The sequence below is a fragment of the Candidatus Gastranaerophilales bacterium genome, from assembly GCA_028693235.1.
Classification (GTDB): domain Bacteria; phylum Cyanobacteriota; class Vampirovibrionia; order Gastranaerophilales; family Gastranaerophilaceae; genus JAQUVW01.
Genome location: JAQUVW010000005.1, coordinates 168,870 through 190,651 on the forward strand (window position 1 = coordinate 168,870; position 21,782 = coordinate 190,651).

Annotated in this window: 24 protein-coding genes; 17 read left to right on the forward strand and 7 right to left on the reverse strand. The window is 31.9% G+C overall.

Annotated features, from left to right (window positions below):
* Nucleotide 1 precedes the first annotated feature (1 nt).
* Complete coding sequence (locus tag PHV37_09765; protein ID MDD3238366.1) at nt 2-859, forward strand: hypothetical protein; 858 nt, start codon at nt 2-4, stop codon at nt 857-859.
* Between the two features lie 89 nt (nt 860-948).
* Here PHV37_09765 and PHV37_09770 read toward each other — a convergent pair whose 3' ends face one another.
* Nucleotides 949-1,596 carry an IS1595 family transposase gene (locus tag PHV37_09770; GenBank protein ID MDD3238367.1) on the reverse strand — a complete coding sequence of 216 codons (648 nt, stop codon included), beginning with the start codon at nt 1,594-1,596 and terminating at the stop codon, nt 949-951.
* Nucleotides 1,597-1,720: 124 nt separating this feature from the next.
* Here PHV37_09770 and PHV37_09775 point away from each other — a divergent pair, with 124 nt between their 5' ends.
* On the forward strand, nt 1,721-1,927 hold the full coding sequence (locus PHV37_09775; protein ID MDD3238368.1) for a hypothetical protein: 207 nt from the start codon (nt 1,721-1,723) through the stop codon (nt 1,925-1,927).
* Nucleotides 1,928-1,977: 50 nt separating this feature from the next.
* Complete coding sequence (locus PHV37_09780) at nt 1,978-2,352, forward strand: hypothetical protein (protein ID MDD3238369.1); 375 nt, start codon at nt 1,978-1,980, stop codon at nt 2,350-2,352.
* Nucleotides 2,353-2,354: 2 nt separating this feature from the next.
* Here PHV37_09780 and PHV37_09785 read toward each other — a convergent pair whose 3' ends face one another.
* Nucleotides 2,355-3,053, reverse strand: coding sequence for a helix-turn-helix transcriptional regulator (locus PHV37_09785; protein MDD3238370.1), 699 nt, complete (start codon nt 3,051-3,053; stop codon nt 2,355-2,357).
* Between the two features lie 243 nt (nt 3,054-3,296).
* Between PHV37_09785 and PHV37_09790 the strand changes: the two genes are divergently transcribed.
* The 6 genes from PHV37_09790 (at nt 3,297) to PHV37_09815 (ending at nt 7,553) form a co-directional block, all read left to right on the forward strand.
* Complete coding sequence (locus PHV37_09790; GenBank protein MDD3238371.1) at nt 3,297-3,497, forward strand: helix-turn-helix transcriptional regulator; 201 nt, start codon at nt 3,297-3,299, stop codon at nt 3,495-3,497.
* Complete coding sequence (locus PHV37_09795; protein ID MDD3238372.1) at nt 3,494-5,437, forward strand: transposase domain-containing protein; 1,944 nt, start codon at nt 3,494-3,496, stop codon at nt 5,435-5,437. The genes PHV37_09790 and PHV37_09795 overlap by 4 nt, the downstream gene beginning before the upstream one ends.
* An 8-nt stretch (nt 5,438-5,445) precedes the next feature.
* Entirely contained in the window at nt 5,446-6,324 is an 879-nt protein-coding gene (locus tag PHV37_09800; protein MDD3238373.1) for an AAA family ATPase, read from the forward strand.
* A gap of 128 nt (nt 6,325-6,452) precedes the next feature.
* Nucleotides 6,453-6,887, forward strand: coding sequence for a regulatory protein GemA (locus PHV37_09805; GenBank protein MDD3238374.1), 435 nt, complete (start codon nt 6,453-6,455; stop codon nt 6,885-6,887).
* A gap of 40 nt (nt 6,888-6,927) precedes the next feature.
* Nucleotides 6,928-7,176 carry a hypothetical protein gene (locus PHV37_09810; GenBank protein ID MDD3238375.1) on the forward strand — a complete coding sequence of 83 codons (249 nt, stop codon included), beginning with the start codon at nt 6,928-6,930 and terminating at the stop codon, nt 7,174-7,176.
* A gap of 92 nt (nt 7,177-7,268) precedes the next feature.
* The gene (locus PHV37_09815; GenBank protein ID MDD3238376.1) at nt 7,269-7,553 is read left to right on the forward strand and encodes a hypothetical protein; all 285 of its coding nucleotides are present in this window, start codon (nt 7,269-7,271) and stop codon (nt 7,551-7,553) included.
* A gap of 50 nt (nt 7,554-7,603) precedes the next feature.
* On the opposite strand, the gene PHV37_09820 is transcribed toward PHV37_09815, so the two are convergent.
* Nucleotides 7,604-7,858, reverse strand: coding sequence for a helix-turn-helix transcriptional regulator (locus tag PHV37_09820; GenBank protein ID MDD3238377.1), 255 nt, complete (start codon nt 7,856-7,858; stop codon nt 7,604-7,606).
* A 61-nt stretch (nt 7,859-7,919) separates the two neighbouring features.
* On the opposite strand from PHV37_09820, the gene PHV37_09825 reads away from it, so the two are divergent.
* The 4 genes from PHV37_09825 (at nt 7,920) to PHV37_09840 (ending at nt 11,447) form a co-directional block, all read left to right on the forward strand.
* Entirely contained in the window at nt 7,920-8,393 is a 474-nt protein-coding gene (locus PHV37_09825) for a hypothetical protein (protein MDD3238378.1), read from the forward strand.
* A 252-nt stretch (nt 8,394-8,645) separates the two neighbouring features.
* Nucleotides 8,646-8,960, forward strand: a complete 315-nt coding sequence (locus PHV37_09830) for a TRL domain-containing protein (protein ID MDD3238379.1) — start codon at nt 8,646-8,648, stop codon at nt 8,958-8,960.
* Between the two features lie 88 nt (nt 8,961-9,048).
* Complete coding sequence (locus PHV37_09835) at nt 9,049-9,588, forward strand: hypothetical protein (GenBank protein MDD3238380.1); 540 nt, start codon at nt 9,049-9,051, stop codon at nt 9,586-9,588.
* Between the two features lie 131 nt (nt 9,589-9,719).
* Entirely contained in the window at nt 9,720-11,447 is a 1,728-nt protein-coding gene (locus tag PHV37_09840; GenBank protein ID MDD3238381.1) for an ankyrin repeat domain-containing protein, read from the forward strand.
* A gap of 2 nt (nt 11,448-11,449) precedes the next feature.
* Here the strand turns inward: PHV37_09840 and PHV37_09845 are convergent, their stop codons facing one another.
* Nucleotides 11,450-11,860, reverse strand: a complete 411-nt coding sequence (locus PHV37_09845; protein MDD3238382.1) for a hypothetical protein — start codon at nt 11,858-11,860, stop codon at nt 11,450-11,452.
* Nucleotides 11,861-12,003: 143 nt separating this feature from the next.
* Between PHV37_09845 and PHV37_09850 the strand changes: the two genes are divergently transcribed.
* Genes PHV37_09850 through PHV37_09865 form a run of 4 tightly spaced genes read left to right on the forward strand, consistent with a single transcriptional unit; the run spans nt 12,004 to nt 19,777 of the window.
* Entirely contained in the window at nt 12,004-15,027 is a 3,024-nt protein-coding gene (locus PHV37_09850) for a DEAD/DEAH box helicase family protein (GenBank protein ID MDD3238383.1), read from the forward strand.
* On the forward strand, nt 15,024-16,655 hold the full coding sequence (locus PHV37_09855; protein ID MDD3238384.1) for a class I SAM-dependent DNA methyltransferase: 1,632 nt from the start codon (nt 15,024-15,026) through the stop codon (nt 16,653-16,655). Before PHV37_09850 ends, PHV37_09855 begins: the two co-directional genes overlap by 4 nt.
* Nucleotides 16,648-18,351 carry a restriction endonuclease subunit S gene (locus PHV37_09860; GenBank protein MDD3238385.1) on the forward strand — a complete coding sequence of 568 codons (1,704 nt, stop codon included), beginning with the start codon at nt 16,648-16,650 and terminating at the stop codon, nt 18,349-18,351. The genes PHV37_09855 and PHV37_09860 overlap by 8 nt, the downstream gene beginning before the upstream one ends.
* Before the next feature lie 10 nt (nt 18,352-18,361).
* On the forward strand, nt 18,362-19,777 hold the full coding sequence (locus PHV37_09865) for a hypothetical protein (GenBank protein MDD3238386.1): 1,416 nt from the start codon (nt 18,362-18,364) through the stop codon (nt 19,775-19,777).
* A 37-nt stretch (nt 19,778-19,814) separates the two neighbouring features.
* On the opposite strand, the gene PHV37_09870 is transcribed toward PHV37_09865, so the two are convergent.
* From PHV37_09870 to PHV37_09880, 3 genes are read right to left on the reverse strand one after another with little or no spacing between them, the layout of a single operon-like run.
* Complete coding sequence (locus PHV37_09870; GenBank protein MDD3238387.1) at nt 19,815-20,423, reverse strand: hypothetical protein; 609 nt, start codon at nt 20,421-20,423, stop codon at nt 19,815-19,817.
* A 48-nt stretch (nt 20,424-20,471) separates the two neighbouring features.
* The gene (locus PHV37_09875) at nt 20,472-20,918 is read right to left on the reverse strand and encodes a phage virion morphogenesis protein (GenBank protein MDD3238388.1); all 447 of its coding nucleotides are present in this window, start codon (nt 20,916-20,918) and stop codon (nt 20,472-20,474) included.
* Nucleotides 20,908-21,720: a DNA adenine methylase gene (locus PHV37_09880; GenBank protein ID MDD3238389.1), complete on the reverse strand. Its 813-nt coding sequence runs from the start codon at nt 21,718-21,720 to the stop codon at nt 20,908-20,910. The genes PHV37_09875 and PHV37_09880 overlap by 11 nt, the downstream gene beginning before the upstream one ends.
* Nucleotides 21,721-21,782: the final 62 nt, after the last annotated feature.

Below are 21,782 nucleotides of genomic sequence, written 5' to 3' on the forward strand. Positions count from 1 at the left end.
TATGAAGAATTTACTTATGGAAATAAAACAATTAGCTCAAAAAGGAATGGAGAATACAATTATTTCAAATGACGTCCAAAATAAAGATATATTTTTAAGCATATTGTTAAAATCCGAAGTCGCAATAAGCAAAATTGGAGACAATTTTAATAATTCAATTGGTTTTTCCGAAAGACCTGAAAATAATAGAACTTACGAACGCATAGATGAAGAATTAAAAAATGACATGTATTTAATTGCCTATTGCTTTAGCTACTATGAACATACTTCATTGTATCCACAATTTAGTCAAGATAAAGCTTTTGAAGTTGCGGCTACAAAGTTGGGGGTAAAGAAAACCACTCTTAAAAACACCCGTGACTGGTTTGATGGGCACAATGACAGCCATCGTAGAGGATGGTGGCAAGCTCCACTACCTGAAGATATGCAAAATTTTAGAGATGTTTACGATAAGAAAAAAAGGGAAGATATCCTCAATGAAGCAAGAATGATATTGGATACTTTAAGCGTGAGTGACGGCAAAAATATTTCCTTCGGACAAAAATTAAAAAGTGAAAAATATCATGGCAAATTTTTTAAAAAAGAGGAGATTGAAGAATTTATAAATATCGTAATAAATGAATCTCCAACAATTGCTAAAGATTTATTAGATCAGTGTTCAAAAAGAACATTTGAGAAGTGTTATGATCTTCTAGCATCTTCGTACAAAGAATCAACAGAAAAAATCGCACAGCAAATAAAAAAGTATGATTCCAAAGTTGCGTCTAGTTCAGACTTTTCTTTATGGATTAGAGCTCGATTTATGCAAGAGATTTTTAATAATAACCTAGAGAGTGAAGCATTAAATTTGACCAAATAAAAATTATTTTAAAAATAGTGTTATAAAATTAGATATTAAACAATTGGAGGACAAAATGAATAAAAAAAATGGGGCTTGACCAGAAGATTCTAAGATTCAGTAATAGCTTGAAACATCATTTTGTATAAATCCTTGTTTCTATTGTTAAATCTAAACTCTGACTCTTTTAAGTGTAACAAAAATTCTTCCTTTTTAAGTCCGTAAAATTTTGCTAATCTCATTTTACAATATCCCCAAAAACTTTCAATACCATTGATGTGATTTTTACCTCTTGCAAATTCCTTAGAATGGTTGATACGGTAGTGCTTGTAGCCACTTATTGACAGTTTATTGTAAGCCCTAAAACTATCAGTATAAACAACGGAATCCAACTTGATTTTGTTTTGTACAATGTCTAGAAGCGTTTCTGACGACGAATTAGGAATGATTTGAGTATAGACCTTACCATTGCGTTTTAAAATGCCAAAAACAGGTATCTTGTTCTCTGAGCCACGACCTCTTTTCCCTTTATGATGTTTTCCGCCAAAGTAGCTTTCATCCAGCTCTAATTCACCTTCAAAGCCATTTTCTGATTCGCAAGATTGTAAAATTTTCTCTCGGAATAATTGATAATACTTATTAATAGTCTTTCTATTTAACTTCATGATTTTAGCTGTTTGCGTTGCTGTTAAATCTTGTGAAAAGTAAAAAAGTATTTTTTTTATTTTATATTGACTTATCTTTGAGTATTTGAACATATTTTCATCCTTTCATGAAATCTATGTTCTGGTCAAGCCCCAAAAAAATTTATTACTATTAATTATACTATTATCTACAGCTTCGAATGCTTTTGCTGATTCATTTAGTCGACCATTTGAAACCGTGGATGAAGCACGTGCAAGGCATAGTGCAGAAAATTATAATACCTATAAAAATAATAATTATCAGGCACCTCTCGGTGGGTATTCATCAAAACTAGGCGACCCTCAACCACAAGGAACTTTGCAGCCTGGCTATGTAAATAATGGGCTAAATACTAATTCTAATTATGGGAATTTCAATAAAAAAAATAATAATTACGGGTGGTAAATCTAAGTATTGTTAGTTATCAATTCATCATGCACAATAGGAGGTGATATATGAAAAGAATTTTAGCACTCATTGCTTTAAGTTTGCTTCTAACGCAAAATGCCCAAGCCAATGATAACGTAAATCCAAAAGGCACTTGGGATGGTAAGAGTAGTATTGCATATGAAGTGGTAACAATAAAACCGGAAATGAAAATTAGACCTAGCATCGATCCTGACACGAAAGTAGAATTTATTATTCTGCATAGCATAAAACTGTTTGATGGTAGTAATGGGAAAGGCAAAGCCGTTATTGATTTAGAAATAATAGACTACAAGGGTAATCATACTTTTAAGCAATGTGAAAAATCATTGGAAGGCGGACACGGTTATTTTTATGAAGTAGTAAATGAAGAAACGGAAGCTAAGGGACAGATAATAAAATAAATTTAATACCTGTCTTTTTTCCCACCCGACCATATAACTTTACCAATTATTTTAAAGTGTTCAGTTTCTAAATCTACTGTGAATGGTGAGTATTCTTGGTTTTTACTAACAACCTGAACTTTGTTGCCTGGGATTCTTTGCAGGAGTTTAACGTATAATTTGTCGTCAATACTCACAACGTATGTTCCATCATTTGATAAATCGTTCATTGTTTCATTTACAATAATCAAGTCGCCGTCATTGATTTCGCCTGCCATAGAATTACCCTTTACGGTAAAAACCATAAGGTGCTTTGGCGATGCAACTGTTATATCCGTAAGCCATTTTTGTGCAAATGCTATAAAATCTTTTGTTAATTCTCTTTCTTGGATTAATGAACCATAACCTGCGGATGCCGCCATGTTTATTAAAGGTAAAAACACCATTTGTGATAAATCAACATTTGCAGGCAGAGCTGCCGATGAAGTTTCAGATGGAAAAACATCTCCTCTTCCGCTTAATAACCAATCAGGATTCACTTCCAATAAGTCAACAAGTGCTTGCAGATACAAAACACTTGGCTGTCTTTCGTTTAATTCGTAGGAATAGATAGTTCTTGCAGATACTTTTATGCCATTTTCTGCAAGTTTTTTAGAAACTTCTTCCACGGATAATCCATGTTCAGTTCTTGCTTTTTTAATTCTGTATTGCAAGTTTGACATTTTACACATTCCTTTTTTGTAAAGTATTTCACAAAATGCACATTTTTTCAACCCTCTTCTGAAATATTGTGTAATAGTTCTTAATAAATGCACAATACTTCATTACATTATCAATACTATTTTAGAGGCAATTTGCTTTCTTAGTCTTTTTGTAAAGAGTTTCACAGTTTATCAATTCCCCTTGACCTACTGCACGAATTGTCATATCCTATGAAATATCGTGCAGTATTCGAGTAGGGGAAAATGAGTAAGAATTTAATCAGTATGAAATATAAAATAGCACTATTAAGACTTGGAATCACCCAACGTGAAGCTGCAAAGACTCTTGGTTTTTCTGAAAGCTACATAAGTATGCTTGTTTCAGGACAAAGAAAAAATAAAAAATTTAACGAATGGCTCAAAGAAAATGTTAGTCTTGAAGACTTCAAAGGAGTGACTCTTTGAAGATTCAGGCTGAAAATATATGGTTAGAGATTGAAAACGTATGCAGTCTTACCGGTGAAACAAAAGAAACCGTAAGACGTAAATGTAAATCTCAAAAATATACATCTAAGTCTGAGCGTAGTGGCAAATTTGTAACGTATTCGGTACTCTTATCAGCTTTGCCACAAAAAGTTCAAGAGATTTATTTTGAAAAAAATGCAGAACCTTCTGAATTAATAATTGATACTGGTGATATTGATGGCTACTCACTTGCTCCGGCGTGGGCTAGAAAACAAGCTGACAAATATTTAGAGTTGATTTCTATTACTAAAAAAATGACGCATTCTCAGATTAATGCATTTTTGCAGGTATGGAACAAAAAGTATCCGGAGAAAGCTTCAAGCTACACAAGAATACATGAAGCAAGAATGAAATATGAAAAATTCGGAATTTCTGCTCTTCTTTCAAAAAATGGCAATTCGATTAATAAAAAAGTCATTAAAGAAGAATATTATGAATACTATAAAAGCCTTTATTTAAAAGAAGGGGCTCCATCGGCAAATTCTTGTTGGAGAATTACATTGGGATATGCAAAAGAAACTGATGATGTAGAAATTGCAAACTTTCCTTCTTGCAGAACTTTTGACAGACGACTAAGAAAAGAAGTACCAGAGCAAGCAATTTTTCTTGCAAGATACGGTGAAGCCGCTTGGAATAAAAAATATGCTTCATATATTCCAAGAGATTATTCAAACATCACCGCCGGAAGTTTTTGGGTATCTGATCACGCACAAATTGATGTTGCGGTGAATTTTAACGGAAGCGTTTGTTTCCCTTGGGTAACTGTTTTCAGAGATATTAAATCTGCAAAATGGTTGGGATGGTTTTTACACGCTGAAAGCCCGAACTCTGACCATATTTTTCAATCATTTTATTACGGCGTTCTTTCTTTTGGATTGCCAAATGATGTTTATCTCGATAATGGTAAAGATTATCGCTGTAAAGACTTTGCAGGTGGGAGAAGCGGTGCAATAAAAGTGGCGCATAATACATCAAAAGAAAATTCTTTGATGAAAAACTTAGGAATAAACGTGCATTTTGCATTGCCGTATAACGCACAAACCAAGCCGATTGAAAGAGATTTTCTAAAAGTAAAAACATACCTTTCAAAACATATGGTCGGCTACCGTGGTGGAAAAATTACAGAAAGACCTGAAAAATTAAAAACTGAAATAAAAAATGAGCAGATAATGCCATTTGAAGAATTTAAAACAATATTTGACGATTTTATCACCAATGTTCTGAATAAAATGCCATCAAACGGCAAGGTGCTGCAAGGTAAATGCCCTGATGAATTATGGGCTGAAGAGTATTCTGTTAAGAAAATAATCAGCAAAGATGCACTTAAGCTCTTCTGTATGCGAACTTCAAAAGATGTTTCAATCGGCAGAAACGGCGTTTATGATTCTCAACTACAAATTACATATTGGGATGAGTGGATGATTGCTAAAAAAGGCACAAAAGTCTACCTGAGAAGAGATATTAACGCATTCCAGGAAGCGTGGGTGTTTGATGCGGCAACAGAAGAATATTTAGGTATGGCAAACGCAAACCAAGCCGTTTCATTTATGGCAAAAACTAATATTGAAAAAGCTCAGTACAAAAAAGCAATTGAGGCAAAAAACAAAGAGAAAAAAGTTTTAAAATCGTACATCAAATGCAAGTATAATCCGACAAATGCAGAAATTGTGAACAACTTGAAAAGCGGATTATCGAAAACTGATTTTGAAAGCAATCCTAAGATTTCAAAAATTACTAATACAAAAATGGATAAAGTGGTTAAAAGCGAGAAAAAATCTACTTTTAAAGCCACAAAATATTTAACGCCAATCAAAGAAAAAGAAAAACTTTATCTCACAGAAACTGAGAAAAAGCGTGATATGGCGAAAAGGGCTATGTAGGAGGGGAAATGAGCTTAGTAGAAGAATTAAAAGAATTATTAAAAAAGAAAAAATACGCTGTTTCATATGCGGCAAAGGCTATAAACGTGTCAAATGCCACTTTGCACCTTTGGATTAATAATAACTACAAAGGCAACGTGAAAAAAATTGATGATGCAGTCGCAAATTTTATCGAAATTGAAAAATTGAGAGAAGGCAGAATCCGTGTAGATTTCGTCAGAACATCAATTGTAGATGATGTTTTCGATATTGCAAAAACATGCCACGTTGAAAATGAAATCGGCGTGTGCTGCGGTGATGCAGGAATCGGTAAAACTTATGCAGTTAAACGCTATGCAATCGACAATACCGATGTAATCTTAATCGAAGCAGATTTGGGCTACACTCCAAAAGTATTATTCTCAGAGATTCATAAAAAGCTAGGCTTTGACGGCTGTGGCACTATTCACGGAATGTTTTTAGACATTATTGATAAATTAAAAGCATCGGGCCGTCTGATTATTATCGATGAAGCTGAACACTTGCCGTACAAGTCGCTTGAACTTTTAAGAAGAATCTACGACAAGGCTCGAGTCGGGATTTTACTTGTCGGGATGCCACGCCTAATTATGAACCTTAAAGGCGAAAAAAGACAGTATGCACAGCTTTATTCAAGAGTCGGAATCGCAACTCGCTTGAATTCATTGGGTGATGAAGATAAAAAAGCGATAATATCTTCAATTTTGCCCAATTACAAATCAGTTTTTTCAACACTTTCTGATTATTGTGCAGGAAACACAAGAGTTTTGACCAAGTTATTAGTCAGAGCCGTTCGTATTGCCGAAATCAACAATATGGAAGTGAATGAAGATGTTTTGCAGGCTAGTATCAGCCAAATAATAATGTGAGGGCAAGATGGAAGACTATACAAAATTTGAACGAATACTACATATTTCACTGATAGTTCTAGCAATCTTTGTCCTAGGCGTTCAGTGCGGAATTCATCAAGGCAGAAAGCTACAAACGGAGGGCTATTATGAGCAATTTTATTCAAATTAAGAAAATCCATACGCTGAAAAATATCCTCGGGTTGGAAGAAGAACTTTACAGAGATATGCTACAAAGTTTTGGCGTCTGTAGCTCTAAAAACCTTACAGAAACTGAAGCTCAGATTTTTATAGAAATTCTTGAGGATAAAGTAAACCTGAAAGGCAATAGCCACAAGAAATATGATGATTTTAAATCCAGGGACAGCTTAATGGCATCGCCGGCACAGCTCAGAAAAATTGAAGTTGTATGGAAAGATATGCACCGAAATATGGATAAAGATTCTGCTAAAAAATCGTTGAGAAGATTCATCAAAAAACAGTTTCATATCGAGGATATACGCTTCATTACAAAAATCAAAGCAGGAAAAATTATTGCAGTATTAGAAAAAATCAAAGTTAAAAAGTATTTAAATGCCCTTTAAACGGCTTTTAAAATGTAGAGAAAAAGAAAAGGAGAAACCAATGGAATCAAAAATGCAAAACAACATCATCCTTATGATGAAATCACAGGTGGCAAGCCTTGAGAGCGATTTAACCGTAGCAAAAATAGACTTTGCCAACAGCTCACTTGATGATGGCGACTGGCAATGCAAGTATGAACGCAGAATGACCTGCAAAATGCTTGAAGCCCAAATAATGATTTTGAATAAAATGATTAATGAAATTTCAATGTTCAGTGACATGAAAATGCCATCGCTTGTAAGCGCTTAAAAGGTCGAAACAAGAGGCTAACACCTGCAAGCCTCTTGTATTAACGTAATGCGTTAACTGATGAGACCGGTACAAAAAAAGTGAGGATACTTTTGGATTGTAAAAAACCTTGGACTGAAAATATCACAATAGAAAATCTTCCAAATGAAGATTTAAAGATTATGGCTGCAGTTATAGGATTGGATGCAACCATAAAAATGATGTGCGAACTTCCGGGGATTATTATTTCTGTACCAAAAAACGCCACTCTACAAGCAAAAATTGACTATGTAAAACAGCACTATGACGGCACTAAAAAATCTCGTTATGAACTTGCAATGATGTGCGACTTGTCAGAAGGCTATATCTACCGTATAGCAAGAAAAAGAAATGATTAGTCAGTTATTTAATCAGGTTGATATTGAAATTCATATTCAAATAATACAAACTATTCATCAGTAAAACTGTAATCAAAATCAATTTCTTTGAGTAAATCTTCAACCCTAACATCCAACATATATGCAATTCTCAATAATGTTGAAAATTTTAAATCAAATAATCCGTTTTCAACCCTGCTCCATGTAGCGGTAGTTACAAAACCTTTAGCTAAAACAAATTCGTTTAAAGATTTTGATTTAGCTAAACGCAGTTCTTTTATCTTTAAACCTAACTTTTTTAAATTTTCTTTATCATTCTGTTGCATATATGTAATGTTAGATGTAAATTAAATTATATTCATTACACGTATGTAATAGATTGGTGCTATGAAACGAACTTTAATTTCAATACTATTAATAACTATTATGAGTCCAATATCAGCTCTGGCAGTGGCATTTGATTACGGCACAACAAGCGATGGCTATAAATTTGTAAAACATCAGCATAATGAAGCATCATATCAAAACGCCTGGTGCAGTGCTCATGGTGGAGTTACAGAGTATGAAAACAAGGATTTCACAAGGGTTGATTGCTTAACCTCCACAAATGCAGTTGAATTTGATTTTGCAAATAAATGGGCCGAGAGCATCGGACAGGCTCTGCACTATCAATTAATGACAGGAAAGAGGGCAAAAGTTGTTCTGATTTTAGAATACCCGCAAAAGCAAATGGTTTACTACAAAAGAGTTAAAGCCCTGGCACAAAAGTACAATTTTGATGTTGAATATGTGACACCTGCAATACTACATTTAAAAAACGGACAATGCTCCAATCCTGAGTGCAAATGCCACAGGAAATAGCATCTTGTCATAAATTTTAATATAAAATATATAACGATATGCTTGTGATAATATAAAATAAATAAGCATATTTTATGGTAAAAGAATTTGTAGGTCTGTGTAATATGAAAATTTTATTAAAAAGGATTATAGCACATATGGTATGATAAGCTCTAGTGTACATTTGTCGTATCTTTGGTTATAAAAACTTGCATGTAAAGACATTCAAGAAACGTCGAAAAATAAATACAAAAAGTATGGAAAGGAGTTTAAATGAAAAAGATATTTTTAATTCTCATTATTTTACTTGTGAATTCCCCCTCTGTTTTTGCTTCATCTAATACAAGAGGATTGTTATGGATGAAGACCACAGAGCCAGTTTATATAACATCAGAAGGTGTTGGGAACTCATCAAAAATGGGGGTATCAAAATCCGTAAATGTTCTTAGGTTAGTAACGAGCGGGGATGCAGGAATAAAAAAAGCCATTGAGAACGGCAATATTAAAAAAGTTAATTATATAGACCAAGAAATAGAAAAATTCCTTGTTATATATGAGAAACGAACTACAAGAGTATATGGGGAATAAATTATGAATAAGCAGTTTCTTATTTTGGCAATGCTATTAATGGCGTCGGGGCTGGCATGTACAGTGTTTAGGAGCAAAGGAGTAGCCAGTGTTTAAAGATTTTTTAGAAATAATTATACAAGAAAAAGTTAAGCTAATATTTTCAGCTATAATATCAGCATTTGCTTTGCCTTTTATTATTTCAAAGTATTACTATTTAAGCATAATAGATATATCTTTAATTTACATTGGCACTCTTTTTTGTTTATTTATTTTGCTTGCAGTCGGCAATATACTTAGTTATTACAAAGAAAAATTTGCTAACGATAGTTTTTCTAAAATCTTAAAAGACTATTTTGCTTTGCTAATTGCAACTCTGACAACAGCTTTAATTTATATTTTTAATGACTATATTCCAACCGACTTAAATCCTAGATTGTTCTTTGCTTTGGTAGCTCAAATGTTTTTAGCCATTTGGGTATTAACAGTTTTATTACATAGTTTATTCTCGATTATTAAACCATTTAAATTTAAAATGAATTGTAATAAAAAAATAGCAGATTATTATGATGAACAAATCACACCGACAACAGACGAGCAGGAATTGGCAGAATTAAAAAATAAATTAGGCTTGGTAGAAGAAGACTAGAATTAAATCCAGCCACCGATATACGACAGCTAAAATAAGCATACAAAGCAAACAAAAACCTTAAAACACTCATTATAACTACGTTATAACTTATAACACCTTCCGTTTCGCAAATTGTAAAGGATAAGATTATGAAAAAAATTATTATTGCTATATTTTTATTATCATTCGCACAGTCTATTTCTTTGGCAAAGGTAGAAGAACCGACACCAGAGCAAGCAAAATATATAGAGCAGCTGCAAGCTGAAAACATAAAAATTACTCCATACAATTTTTCTTTATCCATTCAAAAAGGAAATGATGCTTGCGTAGAAAAATTTTTAAAAGCTGGAATATCGCCTAATACAAAATTTGGTGGAGAGCCTGCAATAACAACTGCAATTAAGTATAATCAAAATAAAAGCTTAGATTTGTTACTTAAAGCGGGAGCAGACCCTAATACAATTTATGCAGGCTGGACACAATTAAACTACGCAATAAACAGGAAAAATGCTTATGCCGTAAAACAGCTTATAGATTATGGTGCAGATATAAAGAAATCAAATTCAGGATATACCCCACTTCAGCTTGCGGATAAAAAGAAAAATATTGAAGTTATAGAAATAATACAAGCTGAATTGGCAAATGAAGTTAAAGTCGAAGACAAACTAACAGGGAGTGTTTTACTTGATATTGCAAAAAAAGACCCTGAATTAATTATTTTACAAACCACCCCAACAATTTCAAAAGACCAGCTAGCAAGAAAAATAGAAAAAGATAATAGAGAATATGAACAAATAAAAAAGCAGTTGTCGCAGGAACAATATGCCACATATAGAGTGTTTGAAAAAATTGTTAGAGCAAATAATTTAGAGTATCAAAATTGGCGATTTGGTTTTAATCTGGATCCAGAGGAGGTTAATGCTTCTGCATCCAGTGCAAACTTATTGATAATTAATAGCTCACTATATGATTCTCTTTATCAAAATGAAGATGCTATTGCATTTATTATTTCTCATGAATTATCTCATTTTTTATTGGGGCATCATCAAATATCTTTAGAGAATAATGCAAAAATACAGCAGATACAAGCACAGACAAATGTTTCAAGAACCAAATCGGAGGAACACCGACAAATGAGTAACTGGAATAATGTTTATGGAAATCGGACTGCTGCACTCGGAAATGATGTCGCGTACTTGGGATATAGTATGAATGCATGGGCAAATCAAAAAATAATTGATAATATATATAAGCAAGAAAGGGATTTAGAATATCAAGCCGATAAAGAGGCAGTAAAATTAATGACAAGAGCTGGATATAATGTCAACAAAGGGAATGAGGCATTAGAATTTTTATCAAATCTCCCTAATGTTTATACTGAAAGAAGCACGCATCCGCCTTTAAATTTAAGGCAAATTGAAATTACAAAAGAAACTTTTTATACAGATGCAAATACGCTAAAAGCACAAGGTAATTGCAATATTTATAATTCACCTGTTTTAACTGCTAGTAAATCAATGGATAAAAAAACGGTGGTTCTTAATAAGCCTAAAGATTTTATTGTTAGCAAATATTCGACAGAAAATAATTATGAGAGAAATATTAGATTAGGTTATCTTTCATATTGTAATAATAATATGACCGAATCCATAAAATTTTTCGAACAAGCTCACGATCAAAATAATCTAAACTATGTTCCAGCTTTGTATATTTCTTATGCCAATGAATATTTATATTATGCAAGTAAGGACAAAAGATATTTAAAACAAGCCTTAAAATGGGCAAGAAAAGCTACAAGAATATCAGGGAATGCTTATACAGCAACGCAAAAAACGGAGCTTGAAAAATTGGTTTTTGATTTAAAACAAACACAATAATTTTATCTGTAGCTACCAACTTTACTGCCGTATTTATTATATTCCGTGGTTCTTCCTGATGAATCAGTTTTAAATGAACCTGTTTTGTTTCCATATTTATCATAGCTTGTATAGCCTGAAGAAGTCTTTTTATAGCTACCAGTTTTTGAACCATATTGATTATATGTTGAATATCCGCTTGAGGTTTGTTTTATAGAGCCTGTTTTAGAACCATATTGGTTGTATGTGTTGTATCCTGAAGATGATTGCTTGTATGAGCCAGTTTTAGAGCCGTACTGATCATAAGAATTATATCCACTTGAAGTCTCTTTGTAAGAACCTGTTTTAGATCCATATTGGTTGTAAGAATTAACAGCAAAGGCTGAATTTGCAATTAATATAAAAATAAATATGGTTAATATTTTCTTATACATAGGCCCTCCAAGTTATTAATAACAACATAATATTACATCAAAAATATGCACCAATACTCAATTATTACAGGACTTAACATGAAATAGTGTATCCGTTTTTTGTGATATAATTTTTAAGTTCAGTAGTATGGCGAAGTGGTTTTATGGCTTTTAATGAAGATACAAGAGTAAAAATACCTGCAATCTTAACTTTAACAAGATTAGGATATAAATATTTGTCATTGAAAAGTGCAAAATGGGATATAGAAACTAATATTTTTACTGATATCTTCAAAGATAGCATAAGAAAAATAAATAATAATGTTGAAGACGAGGATATAGATAAACTTTATAAAGACATTTCATTAATGCTTGACTATGAAGATCTCGGGAAAGCCTTTTATGAAAGATTGACTTCATCATCAGGGATTAATCTAATAGATTTTGAAAATTTCTCAAACAATGAATTTCATGTCGTTACAGAATTAACTTGTAAAAATGGTGATGATGAGTTTAGACCTGACATAACAATTTTAATAAATGGTATGCCGCTTTGTTTTATAGAAGTTAAAAAGCCAAATAACAGAGAAGGCGTATTGGCTGAACGTGATAGAATAAATGTTCGCTTTAAAAACAAGAAATTCAGAAAATTTATAAATATTTCTCAAATTCTAATGTTCTCAAATAATATGGAATATGATGATGAGTCGATAGTGCCTATTCAAGGAGCTTATTATTCATCTACATCAACTTCTAAAGCTTTCTTTAACTGCTTTAAAGAAGAGCGACCTGAAGAACTTAGATTCATAATGGATTCGGAAAAACAAGATACTGAAAACTTTATTTTAAAGGATAATAACCAACCAACATTAAAGAATTCTCCTGAATTCATAACAAACAAAAATGAAAATACTCCAACGAATAGGTTAATAATTTCTTTGTTTTCAAAAGAACGACTTAAACAATTCCTGAAGTATGCAATTGCTTATGTTGAAACAGAAAAAGGTTTAGAAAAGCATATAATGAGGTATCCTCAGTTTTTTGCTTCTAAAGCTATTCAGGATGAACTAGAAAAAGGGACTAAAAAAGGAATTATTTGGCATACCCAAGGAAGCGGCAAAACTGCACTAAGCTTTTACAATGTTAATTGGCTTACTCAGTATTATGCAAAGAAAAAAATCATACCTAAATTCTATTTTATTGTTGATAGGCTAGATTTAAGAAATCAAGCCTGCAGAGAATTTACAAGCAGAGGCTTAAAAGTTCATACCGTCAATTCTAGAGAGGACTTTGTAACTGATATTAAAAATCCAGCTTCTATTAGTAACGACTCTGGTAAAAATGAGATAACTGTTATAAATATTCAGAAATTCAGTGAAGATTCAAAAGCAGCTACTTCTAGTGATTATAATATTCAAACGCAAAGAATTTATTTTATTGATGAGGCTCATAGAAGCTATGATCCTAAAGGTAGCTTCCTCGTAAATCTCGTTAATTCTGACCCTAATGCAATTTTTATTTCGCTTACAGGAACTCCATTGATAGGGAAGAAAAAATCTACAACAATTTGGGGCGATTATATACATAAATACTACTATAATGCGTCCATTGCGGATGGCTATACGTTAAGACTGATGAGAGAAAATATAGAAACGAAATATAAGCTTCAAATGCAAGATATTCTTCAAAAAATCACAATAAAAGAAGGTGATATCGATGACAAACAAATCTATGCTCATAAACGATTTGTAGAGCCTATGCTTGATTATATCGTAGATGATTTAACAAGTAGTAGAATAATGCATAATGATAGTACTCTTGGTGGAATGGTCGTATGTCATAGTTCTGGACAAGCAAAAATGTTACAAGAATTTTTTGAGCATAAATATAAAAATAATCCCGATAGTGCTATAAAAACTTCAGCACTAATTCTGCATGATATCGGCACAAAAGAAGATCGAAAAGACGAGGTTGATGATTTTAAAGCCTGCAATATAGACTTATTATTTGTCTATAATATGTTATTAACTGGCTTTGATGCTCCAAGACTCAAGAAATTATATTTGAACAGAGAAGTAAAAGCTCATAACTTATTGCAAACTCTCACTAGAGTTAATAGGCCTTATAAAGGCTTTAAGTATGGTTATGTTGTTGACTTTGCTGATATTAAAAAAGAGTTTGATAAAGCAAATAAAGCATATTGGGACGAGTTGCAAGGCGAGCTTGGTGATGAAATAGACAGCTACTCTAATTTATTTAAATCCGCTGATGAAATTGAACAGGAAATTGAAGAAATTAAAGAAACTCTGTGGAATTACACAACAACCAATAGTGAAGTATTTTCACAAGAAATATCACAAATAAGCGATAAAACCGAATTGCTTTCGATTAGGAAGGCTCTTCAAACAGCAAAAGAGCTTTATAACCTCATTAGATACACTCAAAATGATGATAATTCACTTAAATATGAGGATCTTATCAGAAAAATTGACTTCCGAAAATTCAGAGAACTATTGAGAGAAGTAGAAAACCATATTATTCTCATTAATAGAAAAGAAGCAATTGAGAAGGGCATTGATACTACCCAACTTTTAAATGTAGCTATGGAAGATGCGCTTTTTACTTTTCGCAAACTTAGTGAAGCAGAACTGATATTAGCCGATGAATTGAAAAATGTTTTAAGAAGGACTCGTGAAGGGTTAGGTGGTTGCTTTGATAAAAAAGATCCAGCTTGGATTAGTTTAAAGGACGAGTTGGAAAGGCTTTTTAAAAAGAAAAATCTTGATGAAATTACTCAGGATGAAATGAAACAAAATATAGACATTCTTAATGATATTTACGACAAAATAAAAGAACTTAATCGTAAAAATGATTTGCTAAAAGCCAAATATAATAATGATAAAAAATATGCCAGAGTTCATAAGCGTATTATGCAAGAACGTTCGTTAAATCAAAAAGAGTCTAAAATTTGTGACGTTTTAAATGACGTTAAAGAACAAACCGATGAAAAAGTGTTACAAAACGACAACGTACTTGAAAGTGATTCATATTTCGCTAAAATGGTGTTAAGACTAGTATTTACAGAGTTCAAAAAAAGGAATATAGATCTCGATGCAGAGAGTGCTAAATACATAAGCAATCAGCTAACTCGAGAATATTTAAATGAATACAAAGGACAGTGTGCATGATAGATAAAGATTTTACGACAAAAACCAAAGAATTAATTGATGGACTAAAAAGCACTTGTGCCAATTTCGGATTAGGTAATGATGGCAATGAATTTAAGATAATAACTCAAATATTTCTATATAAATTTATAAACGATAAGTTTGGATATGAAGTAAAAAAAATTGACCAAAAGCTTGCAAAAGCTGATGAATGGGAAGAAGAAATTGCTAAATATTCAGATAACGAATATGAATTACTTTTGATGCAATTACCTGAATCATCTGCTCAACTTAAAAAAGAACATTATTTGTCTCATTTATATAGCATTCAAAATGAGGCCGATTTTGCAAAAACTTTTGATGATACCCTTAGAGACATCGCCATTTTTAATACAGATATATTTTCTGTCAAAACAGAAAGCGGAGCAAAGGTTACGTTGTTTGATGAATTGACCAATTTTATAACTGATCCGTCTCAAAGAAATAATTTTGCTAGAGCTTTAATCAATAAATTAATAAATTTTAATTTCGAATCAGTATTTAACAAAAAATACGACTTCTTTGCTACAATATTTGAATATTTAATTAAGGACTACAATACTGATAGTGGAGGTAAATATGCAGAATATTATACTCCTCATTCAGTAGCAAGAGTAATGGCTGAAATCCTTGTTGATAAAAATGTTAGCAATGTAAAGTGCTATGATCCTTCAGCAGGTTCAGGAACCTTGCTGATGTGCTTAGCTCACGAAATAGGTGAAGATAAATGCTCTATATTCTCCCAAGACATTTCCCAAAAATCATCAGGGATGCTGCGTTTAAACCTTATATTGAATAATTTGGTACATTCTATTCAAAATATCATACAAGGTAACACTATACTGAAACCAGAACACAAAGAAAATGATAACACGCTTAGAAAGTTTGATTATGTAGTTTCTAATCCACCTTTTAAACTTGATTTTAGTGATTACAGGGATGATTTGGATACAAAAGCAAATAAAGAAAGATTTTTTGCGGGTATTCCAAACGTACCAAATAAGAAAAAAGAATCTATGGCAATTTATTTAATGTTTTTACAACATATTATTTATTCGCTTAAAGATACAGGTAAAGCAGCTGTTGTAGTACCTACAGGATTTATTACCGCACAAAGTGGAATAGAGCTAAAAATAAGACAAAAACTTGTTGACGAAAAAATGCTCAAAGGTGTAGTTTCTATGCCTAGCAATATCTTCGCAAGTACAGGAACTAACGTTTCAGTTATATTTATTGATAAAACAAATAAAGATGGTAATGTCATTTTAGTTGATGCATCTAAACTGGGAATAAAAATAAAAGAAGATGGTAAAAATCAAAAAACAGTGCTATCTGATGAAGAAGAACAAAAAATAATAAATATATTTAAGAAACAAAAAGAAATTGAAGATTTATCAGTTATTGTAACTTATGATACTATTAAGAAAAAAAACTATTCTTTTAGTGCCGGACAATATTTTGAGATAAAAATAGACTCTATTGATATTACTCATGAAGAGTTTAAAGAAAAAATGGACTCTTATAAATCAAACCTAAATAAATATTTTGTAGAATCAAATGAATTACAGAAAAAAATACAAATTCAACTGGATGGAGTACTGTATGAATAGGGTTTTACTAAAAGATTTAATTGAAATAAAGAATGGTACTGATTACCGGAATTTAGAAGAAGGGGATATTCCTGTATATGGAACTGGTGGGTATATGACTTCCGTAAACAAATATCTGTATGATGGAGTTTCAATACTTTTACCAAGGAAAGGCTCTCTTAAAAATATTTCTTTTGTTGAGGGGAAATTCTGGACCGTTGATACAATGTACTGGTCTATTGTAAATAAACACCTCATAAACCCTTATTTTCTTTTTTATTATTTAAAAACTTTGAATTTTGAGGCCCTTTACACAGGCTCAACGCTACCAAGTATGACAAATAGTGCATATTACTCAATACCAATATTAGTCCCATCTATAGACTCTCAAGATAAGATTGCAAACCTTTTATATGCCATTGATAACAAAATTAAAATTAATAGAGAAATAAATTTAGAACTTGAATCTATGGCTAAAACTTTATACGAGTATTGGTTTGTTCAATTTGATTTTCCAGATAAAAACGGTAAACCGTATAAATCTGCTGGCGGCGACTTGGTATATAATGAAGCTCTTAAGCGTGAAATTCCTAAAGGTTGGAAAGTTGACAATATACAAAAATATTGCAATATAATTGATTGCCTTCATAGTAAAAAGCCAGACTATAATTATGAATCAGCTGAATTTTATTTATTGCAATTAGAAAACTTGCAAGAAAATGGATATATTGATGTAACAGACAAACATTATATTTCTGGAGTAGATTACATAAATTGGACAAAAAAAATAGAAATTAAAGAGAACGATTTTGTTTTTACCAATGCGGGCAGAGCTGGTGCTTTTGGCAAAATACCAGGAGAAATAAAATGTGCTTTAGGCAGAAATTTTACAGCCGTTAGACCTATAAATATATCCCCTTATTACTTAAGATTGTATTTTAGTAGCACTGACATGGAAAAGCAAATTATAAGCAATTTAGATTGTGGAGCATTTTTTAAGAGTTTTAACGTTAAATCAATCAAATTAATAAATCTTTTAATTCCTGAAAATGAAATTTTGAACAAATTTATCAATATAGTAAAACCTATTATCAAAAAAATTGAAAATAATAATGCAGAGGATTCTAAGCTAGCTGCACTTAGAGATTTTTTACTTCCAATGCTTATGAATGGACAAATAACGATTAAAAAAGATTTAGGGCAAACTAGCAATAATGAGGCGTTATCTTCAGATAAGTTAATAGAGGAAGCTATTTATCAATATAACAATAATAGATGTATAGATATTGAATCTATCGCCAGATCAAATGATATGGTTGTATATAAAGATGATTCGGTAAAAAAAGCTGAGATTAGTTTTAATAAAGAAAAAGGATTATGGCAAATTGCAGTAAGAGAGCCTCAAGATAGTTTCTCGATTGCTCATGAAATAGCCCACGCCGTATTACATCCTGAATTTGTAAAACAAGCAGCTGTAGCAAGAAAAGATGAGCATTCTCTACCTAAAGAGAAAGAGATTGAAGCTGATTCTTTAGCTGCCGAAATCTTAATGCCAGAAGAATGTATTTTAGAATATTTAAAAGATGAAAATATTGCTGATAATTCATTTCTGGACAAAAAGTTTGTAGAAAAATCAGCTAAAAAATTTAATGTTGCACCGTCATCAATGAATATGAGGTTAAAAACTTTAGGATACAAAGTTCCTTATATAAGCTAAAGGAGTTTTTATGGAGAATGAAATCGTTAACGTACAATCTAATGAAATAATCGTTAGAGATACTAATAATTTTTTAATAACAGCCTTAAACAAAGTAAACTTACCAACAGAGAATCTTTTAGTTCCTGAAAAGGATAGAATCGCTGTTTTAAAAAATGTCAACGATATTATTTCAAAAATCCCAGCTGATAAGTTGCCTACATCTTTTTATATGTCTAAATTTATAGTTGCATCCTTCTCCGGATTGTTTGATGCTGCCTTAAATTATTTATGGGATGAAACAATAATCGAATTAAGAAAAAGGATTGCATCTTACGATTTACAATATTTTTATTCAAATATTATTTCTGAACAAGATAGAGCCAAATTTAAAGATGAAGAGGATTTGAAAAATTTAAGTGATCAAACATTGTTGGACGGCTGTAAAAAATTAGATTTAATTGATAAAGTTACGTATGAAGAATTAGACCATATTAGATATATGAGAAATTGGGTCAGTGCAGCACATCCAAACAATTATGATTTAACTGGATACAAAATGTTGGGATATTTAGATACCTGTATTAACCTTATAAAGTCTCAGGGTAATCAACAAACCGCAGACATAAAAAGAATTCTTTGTAATATAAAATCAAATATTATCAGTGATGATCAAGCAAATTTAATTAAAACCCAATTCGAAAGTTTTACACAAAATCAAGTTAACACACTATGTTCAGGGCTATTTGGGATATATGTTGACTTGCAGACTACTCCAGATACAACAACTAATATTGAAAAACTTATTAGTCCGCTATGGATAAGAGTTGATGAGGAAACAAGAAAACAAATAGGCTTTAAATATTCAAGTTTTTCTATTGCGATTGAAAACGAAAAAATGTCAAGAACAGAAAGATTTTTAACTTTAGTATCAGGATTATCTTATCTTTCGAAAGATGTTAAAGCAGGTAAAATAAAGGCTGTTTTAGAAAATTTAAAAAGAGTACATCACGAATGGGGTAATTTTTATTCAGAGCCTACTTTTGCATTAGAATTAAAAAATATGGTTGGTAATTTTGACATACCTGAAGTAATTGCAAAAGAATATGTGTTTACGCTTGTTGATGTATTTTTAACAAATGGTAATGGCGTTTGCAATGCAGGAAATATAGTATATAAAGATCTAATATCTAAATTTAAAGAATCAGAATCTATTACTGCACTTTTAGCGTTTCAAGATGCAAATATTAAAAATAAACTATTAAATCTGCTATGTTCTGATAAATACAAAGAGATGGTTGCGATATTAGAACCTAAGATAACCGATGTAATGTATAAAAATATAGCAAGCGTTATTTTAGAACAAGATATTAGATTATATAGGATTGAAGAAGATTCTAGAATAAAAGAAAAACTTAATTATTTAAAAAAGCAGTCTGACAATTAATTTTTTTACTTTAAGTGATTATTTATTTTTTGATATTCTATCTGCATATTAGACAATTACAAGATGAGTCTTCGTCTTTATGATAAGGCTCTACTACAGGTAATACTTGATAATATAGATAAGCCGCATCTTTAGCTTTATTTACTTGCCGTTTAGGTTTGCCGGTTATTTCTGAATGGATATCAAATGATCCAAAATCAATACCTTCTCTTTCGAGGCTACAAACTCTTGTTATGCCAAACCACACTTTACTTAATGGCTGAAGTGGATCAAATGCAAGATTATCCATCTTTATTGTAATGGCATTATTTTTACTAATAATTACTTTATCAATTTCATATTTATAATAAATTAAGCCGTTACCGCCCTGACTTTTTGAATCATGATGAAAAAATACAAGAGGAAATCTCATACCAGAAACAGTAGAATATATGAAAAATTGGGATCCATCATCATTCTTCTTAGAGCTGCAATTCCAATATCCATTCTTGTATAAATGCTGACATACTTTAACAAGCGTTTCAAACCTATAACCCCAAGGTAACCAATAGGTTTGACCGTTGAGTTTTTTTATTTCATCATTTACTTTTGTCTCGTTTTTTGTCGGAACTAAAACGCCAACAATTCCTAGATTTAACTTTCTCATACGCATATTATATACAAAAGAAGATAATAATTAGTCATTGATTAAATTTTATTGCAAATATTTTTCAGTTTCATCAATAATCACATTGTACTCTGATATAGTTAAATTCAAATATGGTCGTGCAGGGGTTGTTACTTTCTTCCCCTTGCCGGCTTGTCCACCAAGTTGATGAATTGCTGCATATGCTAAATTAGAACCGATAACAGCACTTTCGTTGTCGTACTGTGTGGTAATAGAGGTTGCCAGTTGTCCTTCCACCTGTAAAATTCTTCCGGGCCAGTGCTTTGTTTTCTTTCGTTTTTTAATTGTGGATTCTGCCAATTCCTGCCATTTGTGAGGTCGACCTTCTTGTTCAAAGTTTTCTTCAACGGCATTTGCCATAATTCCTGCAATATTTTTCATCAAAGGTTTCATGTCTTCGCATTTGCTCGCAACCTTTAAAAGAGTTTCTTCAACGGCTTTGTTATCAATTCTAATTTCAATATTATCCTGCATTTTTGTGTAGGTCCTGGATTGGATAATTTGCAATCAAAAGCTCCTTGAACATTTTATTTTTTCTGTCGCCGGTTTTATTATTGATACCGTTTAGTCTTTCGACTGCGATCATTTCAAAGTCTTTGTATAATTCTCTGACTTTTGGAGAATCATCATAAGAAAGTAAAAATCTGCCTTGGATATTTTTCAAAGTATCTCGCAATTTTTCATGGGCAAAGCCTTCTGTTGAGGTTACTTCATAACCGCATCCGCATGTGTATGGAGGATCACAATAGAAAAATGCATCTTCGTGGTCGTATTGTTTAATCAATCGTTCAAAGTCCCTGTTCTCAACCAAAACTTTATCAAGTCTTTTGTGAATTGCGTCGATTTTGTATAAAATATTTGTTTGGCTTTTGCTTGCGCCACCAGATGATTTTTTAACAGTGCCGAATGTTTCGCCTCTGCCACCAAAAGAACGAGTGATTAAAAACAAGAATTGCACTGCTTTTTGGATATCTGTGATAGGAGTTGCATTTAAGAATTCTACAAACATTTCTCTTGAGCCAAGCAGATATTTGAGTTCTTCTTTAAGTGCTTCAGGATGGTATTTTACAATCCTGAAAAGGTTTACAAGCCTGCCATCTAAGTCATTGTATATTTCCAAATCAGCCCAGCGAGGTTTGTAAAATAGAACCCAACCGCCACCGCCGAATGGCTCGATGTACGATTTTATATCAATCGGAATAAGTGGGGCTATTGTCTTTCTTAGCAATCTTTTGCCACCGACCCAATTTAATAAATGTTTTGTATCAATAGTCATTTTTAAACTCCTTTTAAATGTGCTTTAAATCTCTTTTAATTCTTTTTTACCAATCCGTTCGC